Source organism: Streptomyces sp. NPDC002055 (assembly GCF_040296705.1).
Classification (GTDB): domain Bacteria; phylum Actinomycetota; class Actinomycetes; order Streptomycetales; family Streptomycetaceae; genus Streptomyces.
Window position 1 is genome coordinate 28,934 of the sequence record NZ_JBEOXS010000061.1, and the last position, 12,871, is coordinate 41,804.

General features: G+C 71.6%; 11 protein-coding genes and 2 pseudogenes. 7 read left to right on the plus strand and 6 right to left on the minus strand.

The features are described 5' to 3' along the window. Positions 1-132: 132 nt before the first annotated feature. On the minus strand, positions 133-1,698 hold the full coding sequence (locus ABT112_RS28505; RefSeq protein ID WP_351514384.1) for a flavin-containing monooxygenase: 1,566 nt from the start codon (positions 1,696-1,698) through the stop codon (positions 133-135). 156 nt (positions 1,699-1,854) lie between these two features. Between ABT112_RS28505 and ABT112_RS28510 the strand changes: the two genes are divergently transcribed. From ABT112_RS28510 to ABT112_RS28520, 3 genes are all read left to right on the plus strand, one after another. Continuing rightward, positions 1,855-2,307 carry a DoxX family protein gene (locus ABT112_RS28510; RefSeq protein WP_351514386.1) on the plus strand — a complete coding sequence of 151 codons (453 nt, stop codon included), beginning with the start codon at positions 1,855-1,857 and terminating at the stop codon, positions 2,305-2,307. Positions 2,308-2,396: 89 nt separating this feature from the next. Continuing rightward, entirely contained in the window at positions 2,397-2,882 is a 486-nt protein-coding gene (locus tag ABT112_RS28515) for a Zn-ribbon domain-containing OB-fold protein (protein ID WP_351514388.1), read from the plus strand. A 158-nt stretch (positions 2,883-3,040) separates the two neighbouring features. Next, positions 3,041-3,550: a nuclear transport factor 2 family protein gene (locus ABT112_RS28520; RefSeq protein ID WP_351514390.1), complete on the plus strand. Its 510-nt coding sequence runs from the start codon at positions 3,041-3,043 to the stop codon at positions 3,548-3,550. Between the two features lie 17 nt (positions 3,551-3,567). Here the strand turns inward: ABT112_RS28520 and ABT112_RS28525 are convergent, their stop codons facing one another. Then, complete coding sequence (locus ABT112_RS28525; RefSeq protein ID WP_351514392.1) at positions 3,568-4,866, minus strand: thiolase C-terminal domain-containing protein; 1,299 nt, start codon at positions 4,864-4,866, stop codon at positions 3,568-3,570. Positions 4,867-5,013: 147 nt separating this feature from the next. Between ABT112_RS28525 and ABT112_RS28530 the strand changes: the two genes are divergently transcribed. Together ABT112_RS28530 and ABT112_RS28535 are read left to right on the plus strand one after the other, a co-directional pair. Then, entirely contained in the window at positions 5,014-6,672 is a 1,659-nt protein-coding gene (locus ABT112_RS28530; protein ID WP_351514404.1) for an acyl-CoA dehydrogenase family protein, read from the plus strand. Continuing rightward, positions 6,669-7,163, plus strand: a complete 495-nt coding sequence (locus ABT112_RS28535) for a nitroreductase family deazaflavin-dependent oxidoreductase (protein ID WP_351514394.1) — start codon at positions 6,669-6,671, stop codon at positions 7,161-7,163. The genes ABT112_RS28530 and ABT112_RS28535 overlap by 4 nt, the downstream gene beginning before the upstream one ends. 536 nt (positions 7,164-7,699) lie before the next feature. On the opposite strand, the gene ABT112_RS28540 is transcribed toward ABT112_RS28535, so the two are convergent. Next, on the minus strand, positions 7,700-8,347 hold the full coding sequence (locus tag ABT112_RS28540) for a TetR/AcrR family transcriptional regulator (RefSeq protein WP_351514396.1): 648 nt from the start codon (positions 8,345-8,347) through the stop codon (positions 7,700-7,702). Between the two features lie 846 nt (positions 8,348-9,193). Between ABT112_RS28540 and kbpA the strand changes: the two genes are divergently transcribed. Then, complete coding sequence (gene kbpA / locus ABT112_RS28545) at positions 9,194-9,982, plus strand: AfsK-binding protein KbpA (RefSeq protein ID WP_351514398.1); 789 nt, start codon at positions 9,194-9,196, stop codon at positions 9,980-9,982. A 253-nt stretch (positions 9,983-10,235) separates the two neighbouring features. Here kbpA and ABT112_RS28550 read toward each other — a convergent pair whose 3' ends face one another. Continuing rightward, entirely contained in the window at positions 10,236-10,457 is a 222-nt protein-coding gene (locus ABT112_RS28550) for a DUF397 domain-containing protein (protein WP_351514400.1), read from the minus strand. Then, complete coding sequence (locus ABT112_RS28555) at positions 10,454-11,296, minus strand: helix-turn-helix domain-containing protein (protein WP_351514405.1); 843 nt, start codon at positions 11,294-11,296, stop codon at positions 10,454-10,456. Before ABT112_RS28555 ends, ABT112_RS28550 begins: the two co-directional genes overlap by 4 nt. Positions 11,297-11,780: 484 nt before the next feature. On the opposite strand from ABT112_RS28555, the pseudogene ABT112_RS28560 reads away from it, so the two are divergent. Beyond that, positions 11,781-12,785: pseudogene (locus tag ABT112_RS28560) on the plus strand (serine/threonine-protein kinase); the annotation flags it as partial. On the opposite strand, the pseudogene ABT112_RS28565 reads toward ABT112_RS28560, so the two are convergent. After that, positions 12,781-12,871: pseudogene (locus ABT112_RS28565) on the minus strand (pyrroline-5-carboxylate reductase); the annotation flags it as partial. The pseudogenes ABT112_RS28560 and ABT112_RS28565 sit on opposite strands and share 5 nt — an antisense overlap.

Sequence of the window (12,871 nt, forward strand, 5' to 3'; positions counted from 1 at the left end):
CACACACCGCCCACGACGCGCCGGCCACCCCATATCGCCTTCGATGCCGCCCATGGCACCGCCCACGGGCACCGCCCATGAGGCGGCGCCCGGCGGGTGCGGAGTGGTGAGTGGAGGGCGCGAAGAGGGTGATCAGCTCTCCTGGACGCGTGGGGGCGCGGACCGGGGCGTGCGTCCCTGCCGTCCCTGCCGCCCCTGGCGGGCGGCCCGTCGTTCGTTCAGCTCCCGCCGTGCCTCCTCTCGCCGGACGGCGTGCGCGATCCTGCCCGCGTCGATGGAGAGTTCGCGGAGCATTCCGCTGATGGGGTTGGTGTAGCCGGTGAAGTAGAGGCCCGGGGCGGCCGGTCGGCGGCCGTGGGTACGGGGGCGGCCGCGTTGGTCCAGTACGTCCAGGTGGCCGACCAGTTCCTCCAGCCCGCGCCGGTATCCCGTGGCGGCGATGACGACATCGGGGGCCAGGGTGGTGCCGTCCGCGAGGATCACCCGGTCGTGCTCGAAGGAGTGGACGGCCGCGACCGGTTCGACCCGCCCCGAGCGCACTGCTCTGACCAGTCCCACGTCCTGCACCGGGATCGCACCGTCCCGCGCCCGGGTGGAGAGCCCGGTGTCCGGGCGCGGCAGCCCGTGCCGGGTGAGGTCCGGGCCGCAGAGCCGGGCGACGGCGCGCGCCGCCCCGTCCACCACGGGGCGCGGCCACCGGCGGACGAGGATGCCTGTCCGCTGTGCGGGCCAGCCGAGCGTGGAACGGCGCACGATGTGCGGCGGGGTGCGCACCGCGAGCCGCACGCGGGACGCCCCGCCCTCGGCGAGGTCGACGGCGATCTCCGCACCGGTGTTGCCGCTGCCGATGACCAGGACGTCCAGGCCGCGGTAGGGGGCGGCATTGCGGTAGCGGCTCGCGTGCGTCACCTCTCCGCCGAAGGCGTCCCGGCCGGGCCAGTCGGGGACATACGGGGTGTGGTTGAAGCCGGTGGCGACGACGACGGCATCGGTGGTGAGTTCCCGTCCTCCGGTCGCCCGCAGCAGCCACCCCGGTCCGGCGTCGGTGTCGGGTTCCGGCCCCAACCTGGAGTTCCCAGAGCCGGAGTCCGGCCCCGAGCTGGAGCCCGGCCCCGACTGGGAGGAGTCCGCCATCGAAGCGGAATCGGGCGAGGATGCGGGATCCAGTGTCGAAAGGACACCCGGTCCCGATGCGGAATCCGACGTCGAAGGGGCGTCCGGTCCCGAAGCGGAGTCCGAGCCCGAGGCCTCATGCGTCCCCGCTCCCGCCCCGGCACCCGGAGTGGAGCCCGATTCGGGTGCGGAGCGAGCCTCCTGAGCAGCGTGAGCCGCGGAGCCCCGCCGTTCGATCGAGGAGACCTCGACGCCGGTGACGATCTCCAGGCGGTGATGCTCGGCGTACTGCTCCAGGTAGCGCACCATGTCGTCCCGGCCGAGCCACCGTCCGTACGAGCGCGGGATCGGGAAGCCGGGCAGCGCGGACAGCCGCCGTGTGGTGTGGAGTTCGAGCCGGTCGTAGTGCCCGCGCCAGGCACCGCCCACGCCATGGGACCTCTCCAGCACCACGGCACGTATCCCCTGTTCGCCCAGTGCGGCAGCGGTGGCCAGGCCGCCCGGCCCGCCGCCTATGACGTACACGGGGGAACGGTGCGTAGAGGTCGTGCGGGCCGTGGGCGTCGTGGGGGTGATGTCGGGCATGTGCGTGAGCGTAGCGTCGCATTTGACGCGTGTACGTCAAAGCTATACCGAACGCGTTGCGGATTGATTACGGTCCGCAACCTCTTGCGCCGGGCGCCCGGATCGGCTGAACTGGCTGAACTGACGTATCGTCAGATTCGTGGAGGGGTGTGCCCAGTGCGGACGATCTTCCTCAGCGGAACCGAATGGCTTGCCGTGCTGCGCATCGGCCTCGGCCTGTGGTGGCTGGAGAGCTGGCGCCACAAGGACAAGAAGGGCTGGTTCGAACGGGGAACCGGAATAGCCTGGGCGGGGAGTGTCGCGGCGCAGCACCGCTGGCCTTTCGTGCGACGCGGTTTCGACGTGGTCGTCGCCCCGCGCCCCAAGCTCATGGCGCATGTCGTCGTCCACGCCGAACTGGCCCTCGGGCTGGGGCTGATCCTGGGCTTTCTCACGCCGGTCGCGCTGGCCGGCGGGCTGCTGCTCAATCTGATCTACCTGCTGCTGATGATCCACGACTGGGCCGAGCAGGGACAGAACTCCATGATGGCGCTGATCTCGCTCGTTGCCTTCACCGGAGTGAGCTGGCAGTCCTGGTCGCTCGACGGGGCGTGGGGGCTGTTCCTGTGACGCGTCGGCCGAACGGCCCGCGAGCCGCCGAGTCGCGAGCCATCGAGTCGCGAGCCATCGAGTCGCGACCGGGCGAAGCCCGTTCTCCGGTGGTCGGTGCGGCGCGCTTCGACCTTCCCGAGATCGACGCTTTCACCCGCGCCTACTGGGATGCGGCAGCCGAGGGGACGCTGTTGATCCGGCGCTGCGCGGCCTGCGGTGTCGCGCACCACTATCCGCGGGAGTTCTGCCCGCGCTGCTGGAGTGGGGAGGTGTCCTGGGAGCGGGCGAGTGGGCGGGCCACCCTCTACACCTGGTCCGTGGTGCACCGGAACGACCTGCCGCCGTTCGGCGAGCGGCTCCCGTATGTGGCCGCCGTGGTCGACCTCGCCGAGGGGCCGCGCATGATGACGGAGATCGTGGACTGCGATCCGGACCGGCTGGCCGTCGGGCAGGATCTCGACGTGGCCTTCCGTGATGTGACCGGGGGGTCCGAATCCCGTCGGTCCGAGTCTCAGGGGGATGCGGATCAGGAGATCGAGCGGATCGCCGTCCCGGTCTTCCGTCCTGCCCGCTCAGGGGCGCCCGTCGGCTGACGGGCCCGGCCGCGCCGCTGTCCGCTCCCGCAGGACGGCGGCCGTCTGCCGGCACCCGTCGAGCCGATCCTGATCGCCTGCACGATGTCGTTGCCCTGTTCCCCGAGCGGCATAGTCACTAGCATGAGTAGTCACATTATTGAGTATGAGGAGGCGCCATGCCGGCTGCAGGGAATGTCCATGCGACCGCGGAGAACTTCCGCACGGCCGTCGAGAAGCGGGACCTGGCCGCGATCGAGCGCCTCTTCGCACCGGACATCCGGTTCTACAGCCCGGTGAAGTTCACTCCGTTCGAGGGGCGTCCCACCGTCCACGGGCTCTTCGGTGTGCTGCTGCGCACCTTCGAGGACTTCCGCTACGTCGGGGAGTTCAGCGGCACCGCACAGCTCGGCGGCACGGTCCAGCTCGGCGGTGCGGACAGGGCCGGCGGTGCGGCCGAGCCTGTCGACGGCGGTGCCGAGGCCGACGCGCACGTTCTGATCTTCCGCGCCACGGCGAACGGCAAGGAGATCCACGGAATGGACATGCTGCAGTTCGGCGAGGACGGCCTGATCAAGGAGTTCACCGTCATGGTCCGCCCGCAGTCGGCGCTGAGTGCGCTCAGCGAAGCGGTGTACGCGGGGCTGGTCGCCGACGGTCTCGTGCCCGGTGGTGCCGACCGGGGCTGAGTGAGGGGCGGCGCGTTTCAGGCGCGGCCGAGGATCACCGTCCCCGAGGAGCAGAACCAGCCGCCCGTACCGGAGACCACAGCCAGTTCGGGGAGTCGGCCCTTTGGCCGGGTGCCGTCCGGCCTCTCCGTCCCCGGCCTCTCCGTCCCCCGCCTGTTCGTGCCCGATCCGTCCGTCCCGGAGTCGCGTGCCGTCCCGTTCCTCGCCTGCTTCCGCACTTGCCGTTCGCCCGCCTCGCCGCGCAGTTGACGTACCGCCTCCACCAGCAGGAACAGCCCGCGCATCCCCGGGTGGCAGGCGGACAGGCCGCCGCCGTCGGTGTTGACCGGCAGCTCGCCGTCGCGCAGCAGCCGACCGTTCTCCACGAACGCGCCGCCGTCCCCCTTCGGGCAGAAGCCCAGGTCCTCCAGGGTCACCAGGGTCATATAGGTGAACGCGTCGTAGATCTCGGCCAGGTCGATGTCGTCGGGCCGGACCCCGGCACGGGCGAAGGCCAGGCGCCCCGACACCGCGGCGGGCGAGACGGTGAAGTCCTCCCACTCGGACATCGCGGAGTGGGAGAGGGCCTCGCCGGTGCCCAGTACCCACACCGGCGCCTTCGCCGTGTCCGGTACGTACTCCTCGGCCGCCAGCAGGACCGCGCAGCCGCCGTCCGAACGGATGCAGCAGTGCAGCTTGGTGAAGGGGTCGGCGATCATCGGGCCGGAGAGGACGTCGTCGACCGTGATCGGCGTCCGGTGCATGGCCTCGGGATTGCGGGCGGCGTTGGCCCGTGCCTGGACCGCAACCTCCGCGAGCTGCTCCAGCGTGGTCCCGTACTGATGCATGTGCCGCCGGGCCGCCATGGCGTACTTGGCGACGAGCGTGTGGCCGTACGGAGCCTCGAACTGGAGCGGGCCGCGCGCACCGAGCGACAGGTTCGCGGTGCGCCGGCCGGCCTTGAGGTCGGCGCGGGCGGTGGAGCCGTACACCAGCAGGACGGCGTTGGCGTGACCGGCGGCGATGGCGTCCGCCGCGTGCGCCGCCATCACCTCCCAGGTGGCGCCTCCCACCGCTGTGGAGTCGGTCCAGGTGGGGCGCAGGCCCAGGTACTCCGCCACCTCGACCGGCGGCAGGGTGCCCAGCCCGGCGGAGGCGAAGCCGTCGATGACCGAGCGGTCCAGCCCGGAGTCGGCGAGCGCGCGCCGGGCCGCCTGCGCGTGCAGGGCGTACGGGGTGCCGCCCCCGGGGGATGTCGCGTCCACCCGGCCGCAGTCCGAGAGGGCGACACCGACGACGGCAACCTTGCGGGCGGCGGTGGCTGTCAGGGGTGACATGAATCTGACGGTACATCAGATTCGATGCCGCGCCACCCCGCGGAAGTCGGCGCGGGCGGCCGTCCCGCCTCTGTCCATCTCTACTCCCGGCCCCTACGATGTCCGCCTTCTTGTATGACGGACCGTCAGATCGGGAGGCCGGAGCCGATGGACGCCGCGTTCACCACGGAGCAGGACGAGATCCGCCGCACGCTGCGCGAACTGCTGCTCAAGCGCTGCGGCCCCGACCAGGTCAAGGCCGCGGTGCGGACCCCGTACGGCTGGGACGCCGCGCTCTGGCGGCAGCTCGCCGAGCAGCTCGGGCTGCCCGGCCTGGCCCTTCCGGTCGCGTACGGGGGTGTGGGGTGCGGCCCGGCCGAACTGGCCCTCGCCTGCGAGGAGACCGGCCGTGCCCTGCTGCCCTCGCCGCTGCTGTCCAGCGCGGTGCTGGTGGCACCGCTGATCCAGGCACTCGGCACGGAGCAGCAGCGGGCCGCGCTGCTGCCCCAGCTCGCGGCGGGTGTGCTGACGGCCGCGCTCGCCGTGCCCGCGGCACTGCTGCCGGTCGCCCTCGGCCTGACCGGTGCGGAGGGTCCCACCGGCTACGGTGCCCCCGACCGCATTGGTGATCGCGTCGAAGACCGCATCGAAGACCGTAGCGATGGCAGGCCCCGGCCCCGGAGTCGCGTCGCCGCCGGTCGGGGAACCGATAGTTACGGCCGTAAGGGCCACCGGGCAGGCGCGGCCGACGGTGCCGCTGATGACGGCGGCGGCTGGGCGGGCGGCGGCCGCGCGGGCGGTGTCCAGGCGCGGCGGGGACCCGACGGCTGGCGACTGTACGGGCAGGCCGACCAGGTGCTCGACGGGCACAGCGCCGGGCTGTTGCTCGTCGCGGCCCGCACAGGCGGTTACACGCACGGCCGGACGCTGCTGTTCCTCGTCCGGAGCGGCGCGGTCGGGCTGACGCGGACCCGGCTGACCGTTCTCGACGAGACCCGGCCGCAGGCTCGTATCGAACTGCGCGATGTTCCGGCGGAGTTGCTGGGAACCTCCGGTTCATCCGGCGCCTCCCGTCCTTCCGGCGCGCCCGACTCCGCGGGCAGCCCGGCCCGCTCCACCGCTGCGCACCGTGCGGGTGTCTCCAGCGCGGCCGAGGGAGCCGGGGGAGCCGGGAGAGCCGGGAGATTCGGGGGCGCAACAGCGCGCGAAGCAGGAACAGGAACAGGAACAGGAGCAGGAACAGGAACAGGAGCACGGGCGGGAGCGGGAGGCACGGAGCCACCCGACGTGGTGAGCGCCCTCGCCGGACTCGGCGGCACGGTGGCCGCGGTGCTCGCGGCGGAGGCGGTCGGTGCGGCGGGCGCGGTGTTCACCGCGACCGTCGAGTATGTCCGCCGGCGGGAACAGTTCGGCCGGCCCATCGGCTCCTTCCAGGCGGTTCAGCACCGGCTGGCCGACCTCCATGTGCGGATCGAGGCGGCGCGGTCGGCCGCGTACTACGCGGCGTGGGACGCGGGCCGGTGCCATCGGGAACCGTCGGTTCCGGCCACCGCCGTCACCGGGCCTCCGGTGGGCGCCCTCGCTCTGGCCCAGGCGCTGGAGGCGCAGCGCACGGTGGCGGGCGAGGCGATCCAGCTCCATGGCGGCATCGGCTTCACCTGGGAACACGATGCGCACCTCTACTTCAAACGGGCGGCGTCGGACGAGCTGCTCTTCGGCCCCGTCCACCGGCTGCGGGCCCATGCGGCGGGGGGCGCCGGGCTGTTCCGGGGCGACGGAGAACGGTCGGGGGACGCCCGCGGCCGAGGGGTGGTGGGCATCCGATGAGCGCCGCCGGCCGGCCGGTGCCCGCGGGGGTGCGGCTGATCCGGAGGGTCTCCACGACACGGGCCTTCGCCAAGGTCGCGCCGCACGTCGTTCCGGCGCTGGACCGTGCGGTGCACCGGCTGACGAGGGGCAGGGTGCTGCTGAGCGCCCGGCTCCTGCCGGGGCTGATCCTCACCTCGACGGGGGCGAGGAGCGGGCAGTCGCGGCGGACGCCGCTGGCCTGCATGCCGGAGAGCGGCGGAACGTTCGTCCTGGTCGGCAGCAACTTCGGCCGCCCGGGGCACCCGTCCTGGTCCGCCAACCTGCTGGCGCATCCGGATGCGGAGATCACCTGGCAGGGGCGCGACATCGCGGTGCGGGCGCGGCTGCTGGAGGATGCGGAACGGGAGTCGGCATGGTCAGCGGTGGTCGGCTTCTGGCCGCCCTACGCGCAGTATCAGGCCCGGGTGGAGCGGCGGATCCGCCTGTTCCGGCTGGAACCCCGGGGCTGACGGGCCGCCGCAGCGCGTGCACCGCCGCCGGACGGCTCCGCGCGGTCACGCCCGCGGAGAGTGTCACCGATGCGACGGCCGGGGTCACGCCCGCGGAGTGTCACCGATGCGACGGCCGGGGTCACGCCCGCGGAGGGTGTCACCGATGCGACGGCCGCGGTCACGCCCGTGGAGGAGCGCCACCGATGCAACAGCCGGGGCCCGCGGCGGTGTCCGGCCCGAGGTGAGGGGGGGAAGCCCCTGAATGGCCGTGCGGCCGGCACGGCCGCCCCCGGACACCACCGCCCTGTGGCGTCGGCGCACGCCGTCCGCGGTCCGGAACGGCACCGTGGCGGACGCGCGGACAGGCCCGAGCGTTCGCCACGGTGATGACAGGACGCGCCTGGACACGGACGGCGTAGCGGGACAGCAGAGCAGGGCGGCGCGGCAGGCGTGCGCCGCGGAACTCGCACCGGCCCCGGGCCCGTGGCACCGCTACCCGGGCCGATCCACCGTGCGGGGCCGTGCGCCACCGCGATGGCCTGGAGCGCCCGCCGCTACTTCGGCGGCTTCTTGCCCGTGACGCCGAGGTGGACCAGCAGAGCCAGGTTCGGTTTCAGCTCCGCCTGCTTGACGCCCCAGCTCTGGAAGCCCTTCTGGTGCGCGGCGACCGCGGCGAGCATGGCGACCAGGGAGCCGGAGACTGCCGCCGGGCTGACGTCCTTGTCGACCTTTCCCTTGGACTGGAGTTCCTTGACGGAATCCGTGAGGGAATTGGTGACGGCGTTGAGGATCTTCATACGGATCTTGTAGAACCGTTTGTCCCCCTCCGCCGCTCCGAGGTCGATGACGCGCAGGATGGCGTCGTTCTTCCGCCAGAAGGAGAGGAAGCCGTCGACCAGTTCCTCGGCGGTCTGCCAGCCGGATTTCCCGACCCAGGAGCGGCCCGCCACCAGACCGGTCAGGCTCTGCCCCTCCTTGGCCATCTCCTCGGCGAGCTCCAGGACGGCGCCCTCGACGTCCGGGAAGTACTGGTAAAAGGTCGCGGGGGAAGTTCCCGCCTTACGGGCGACGTCGATGACCTTGACATCGCGGTACGGCGAAGAGCTGAGCATCTCACTCAGGCAGTCGAGCAGCTTCTGCCGCGTCGCCTGCCCGCGGCGCCCGGCGACCCGGCCGTCAACGGTGCGAACTTGTCCTGTCATGCCGTCAGCTTACCGAGGGGTGATCGGATCGCGATTCGGCCGCATGCAAATGGGGAGTGGACCCGCCTTTGTGGAGAAGAACCAGCTCAGGGAGGGTGGGGGCAAGGGCCCGGCGGTGCGAATACCAGCCACTTCCGAGGCGGTGGAGACCTCTGTGGCACCCGGTGACTTCCGGTGTACCGAGCGTCAAATCGCGGCGGAGTGAAAAAGCGTGGCCGGGGCCGGAAGGATGAATTCTCTTATCAACAGGCTGTGGACAAATTTCGTGGGCCATCGCCCCGCGCACGGGTGGAAATCGCTGGATAGCGTAGTGAACGAGACATCGTCCGACGGGGAGCCGCTGCCCCCGCCCTCCCCGAAGCTCGCCGCAGGGCCCGAGCCGGGGGCGCGCGCCGCGGCCCGGCCACGTGGCCGCGTTGACTGCGTGCCCACCCGAGGCCCCACCTGAGGCCCCACCCGGGCCCGGCGCCCGGCCGCCCGCAAGCCCCTGCCGTGCCCACCAGGCGTCGGCCCACCAACCGTGTGCGCCAGCCATCGGCCCCGCCAAGCGTCGGCCCACCAGCCGTCGGCCCACCAACCATCGGCCACCACCGCCGGCCCGCCCGCAAGTCCGCCCGGCCCCCCGATTCTTCGCCGGCCCGCACCCACGGTGCCTACCCGGGCGTAACCCCTGAACTGCCGCTAGCGTGTCGATGACGGTATTCATCGTGCATCCGTGCACCCCATCCACAGGACGTGCACCCCATCCACAGGACGTGCACCCCCTGCGCAGACCGCACACCCCCTGCGCGGGACGTGCGCCCCTGCCGAGGGCGTGCACACCCACCCAGGAGAGGGCCGGTCGACATGGCCGCATTCGCTGAGGGAGTGCCCTGCTGGACCGACGCGATGCTCGCGGACGTCGAGGCGGGCAAGCGCTTCTACGGTGAGCTCTTCGGCTGGAGCTTCCAGCCGGGCGACACGGCCTACGGCCCCTACGAGCAGGCGTCGCACGACGGGAAGACCGTCGCCGCGCTCACCCGCAAGCCGGACGGGCGCCTCCCCACGGTGTGGAACATCTACTTCGCCACCGCGGACGCCCCGGGCGCCCTCGCGAAGATCCGTGCGGCCGGCGGCCAGGTCATCATGGACCCCCGGCCGATCGACGGGTTCGGGACGATGGCGATGGCCGTCGATCCGGGCGGCGCGGTCTTCGGGCTGTGGCAGGGCGGCAGCCATCCGGGATTCGCTCAGCAGGGGCGCCCCGGTTCGTACGCCTGGACGGAGCTCTACACCCGCGACAAGGCGAAGGTCGACCCCTTCTACGAAGCCGTCTTCGGGTACGGGCAGCAGGACCTGGACACCGAGGACGGCACGGACTTCGCGGTGTGGGCGCCGGCGGGCCGGCCCGTGGACGTGGCGAACGCCGTGGCGGGCCGCGGCGTGATCGACGGCAGCTTCCCGGCGGAGCTCCCCGCGCACTTCCTCGTCTACTTCGCCGTCCAGGACTGCGACATTGCCGTCGGGACGGCCGTACGGCTCGGTGGACGCGTCGTCCTCGAACCGGAGGACACTCCGTACGGGCGGTTCGCGGTCCTGGTCGACAATCAGGGGGCGAGCTTCGCCGTCATCGATCTCGCGGCCGCGGAGCGTTGAACCGCGCCACACCACCTCTTCCGGGTGACCATCGTTGACGTGCTCCCTGGCCTGGAGGAGCCGGGCCCGACAGCAGGGGCCCAGGCGGGGATCCGGCGGCCCTGGTCTGCGGGGATGCGGCTGGAGTCGGGTATGCATCCCCTCCTGGCGGGTGGGTGTGACGATGCCGGCGCGAGCGGGTAGAGCTGGGGTGCTGCGGTAGTCGTCTTCCCTCGTTTCGGCCGGGAAGACGGCCACCGTCTGCATGGCGCGGTCAGAGTTCTCCGGCGATCACACCTTCACGGAAAGCGGACCATTCGGCTGCGGTATAGCGCATCGGCTCCAGGTCGGGCCGCTTGGAATCCCGGACAGCTTTGCCGCCGCCCGGGAGGTCGGTGACCTCAACGCAGTTGCCTTCTCCGCCGCTGGCGGACGCCTTGCGCCAGGTAGCGGCGGCGAGGTCGAGCGCGTAGAGCTCTGCCTTGGGGTTGTTCACGTGCTGTTTCCTACTTCCATCTCTTTGATCAGTGCCAGGGAGTCGTCCACCGGCAGTGCGGCGGCGACGATTCTCTCGAAGGCGCTGGCGAAGGTCTTCACCGCGCCGATCCCTTCGACGTAGGTGTTCCCCATCAGGTTCTCAACGAGCACAACATCAGGGGTGGGGTCAGGGAAGTTCACCACGGTGAACCCGCCGACCGTGCCGGGGTGCGGGGTGGCGCTCAGCGGCATGATCTGGATGGTGACACTGGGCATTTCCGCGACGTCCAGGAGCCGCCGCAGCTGTTCGCGCATGGTCGCTGGGCGGACTGCAAACCGTTGGTGGAGCACGTTCTCGTGGATGATCGCCCAGATCTGCAGGGGGTTCCCCGGCCGGGAGAGCACGGCTTGGCGGGCCTGGCGGACTTCGACGAGTGCCCCGACTTCCTCGGGAGTGCGGGTCACTGCGTTGGCGGCGATGGTCTCGCGGGCGTACGCGGCGGTCTGCAGCAGGCCCGGAATGAGCATCGGGGTCCACTCGCAGATCCGCTCGGCGTCGCTTTCCAGTGAGATGTAGTCCGCGTACGCGGGGGTGACGACTCCGCTGTACGTCTGCCACCAGCCCTTCTTGCCCGCGTCACGGGCCAGGTTCTCCAGCGCGGTGAACACGACCGGATCACTGACGCCGTACGCCTTGAGGAGGTCGGTGACCGCTTTGGGCTGGATCTGCTGCTTGGCGTTCTCGATCTTGGAGAGTTTCGGGACGGTCCACCCCATGGCGGTGGCCGCGTCCTCCAGCGTCATCCCGGCATCGTTGCGGATCTGCTTGAGCGTCGAACCGAGACGGCGGCGACGCACGGTGGGCACCAGTGGCTTCCTTTGGTCGGTGGGATCACAGCACGCCGGAAAATCCTCCCACGGAGCAGCCCTCACCCGGCCCCGAACGGGCCGCGGCCCAGGAACGAAGCGGGAGGCCCCGTCAACGACGGGGCCTCCCGCTCACCCGTGGCCCTCGTCCGACCGACGGCTCCGGCCCCTGTTCTCGGCCCGGATCATCCTTCGCAGGCCACCTGACTTTCAGGTTGCCGACCTCGGCCACATGCACCGTGCCGTCGTCCTGCATCCCCGGCGTGAACGCCGTGGCCTTCTGCAAGAGCTCCGGTAACCTCCGTTGGCCTGCCGCTATGCACACAAATGTCTGGGGAGACACCCCGATTTGGCCCCCGGTTCGCAACGAATGCCTTCGCCAGGAAGAATCGGTCTGCGTATCCCGGGACGGTTCACGGTGAGACGCTGCACGGGGCTGAAATCCGTCAGACCCCGACGGGGAGGTGGCAGGCAAGTGGTGGAGCAGCTGACGCAGCACGACCCGAGGCGGATCGGGCCCTTCGAGGTGCTCGGCCGACTCGGTGCCGGCGGCATGGGGCTGGTCTATCTCGCCCGCTCGGCATCGGGCCGGCGGGTCGCGATCAAGACGGTGCGGACCGAACTGGCCGAGGACCAGCTGTTCCGGGTCCGCTTCACCCGCGAGGTGGAGGCGGCCCGTGCGGTGAGCGGCTTCTACACCGCCGCGGTGGTCGACGCCGACCCGCGGGCCGCCGTGCCCTGGCTCGCGACGGCCTACGTCCCCGCTCCCTCCCTCGAGGAAATAGTCAACGAGTGCGGGCCGTTGCCGACGCAGGCGGTGCGCTGGCTGGCGGCGGGCGTCGCCGAGGCGCTGCAGTCCATTCACGGGGCGGGGCTCGTCCACCGCGACCTCAAGCCGTCCAATGTGCTGGTCGTCGAGGACGGCCCCCGGGTCATCGACTTCGGTATCGCCAGCGGGGTGTCGAACACCCGGCTCACGATGACCAATGTGGCCGTCGGTACGCCCGCGTACATGTCGCCGGAGCAGGCGCGGGACTCGCGCAGCGTGACCGGCGCGAGCGACATCTTCTCCCTGGGCTCGACGCTGGCGTTCGCGGCGACGGGGCATGCGCCGTTCCACGGCGCGAACCCGGTGGAGACCGTCTTCATGCTGCTGCGGGAAGGGCCGGACCTGGAGGGGCTGCCCGACGACCTGCGGCCGCTCATCGACTCCTGTATGCAGATGGCCGCCGAGCACCGGCCCAGCCCGGCCGACCTCCAGTCGCAGCTCGCGCCGCATCTCTTCGCCTCCGGCGGGGACGACAGCGGTACGGCGTCGGCCTGGCTGCCCGCCAGCGCGGTCACGATGATCGAGGACCGGCGCGGCGGCCGGACGTCCGCGGTCGTCGGCCGGGGTGCCGGGGCCGGCCGGGGCGCGGCTGCCGGCGGCCGCAAGGCGGGCAGCGGCGGCGGTGGGGCCGCCGGCGCGGTGCCGCCTCGCGCAGCTTGACCGGGTGCTCCCCGCTGTCCCGGAGCATCACGGCGGCGCCGATCGCCGCCTGGACGATCAGGTCGTGGGCCTTGTCT

Excerpts from the sequence above, each read along its gene's own strand:
- ABT112_RS28530 (WP_351514404.1), top strand. The coding sequence starts at position 5,014 with ATGGACGCCGCGTTCACCACGGAGCAGGACGAGATCCGCCGCACGCTG.
- ABT112_RS28540 (WP_351514396.1), bottom strand. The coding sequence starts at position 8,347 with ATGACAGGACAAGTTCGCACCGTTGACGGCCGGGTCGCCGGGCGCCGC.
- ABT112_RS28525 (WP_351514392.1), bottom strand. The coding sequence starts at position 4,866 with ATGTCACCCCTGACAGCCACCGCCGCCCGCAAGGTTGCCGTCGTCGGT.
- ABT112_RS28505 (WP_351514384.1), bottom strand. The coding sequence starts at position 1,698 with ATGCCCGACATCACCCCCACGACGCCCACGGCCCGCACGACCTCTACG.
- kbpA (WP_351514398.1), top strand. The coding sequence starts at position 9,194 with ATGGCCGCATTCGCTGAGGGAGTGCCCTGCTGGACCGACGCGATGCTC.
- ABT112_RS28520 (WP_351514390.1), top strand. The coding sequence starts at position 3,041 with ATGCCGGCTGCAGGGAATGTCCATGCGACCGCGGAGAACTTCCGCACG.
- ABT112_RS28535 (WP_351514394.1), top strand. The coding sequence starts at position 6,669 with ATGAGCGCCGCCGGCCGGCCGGTGCCCGCGGGGGTGCGGCTGATCCGG.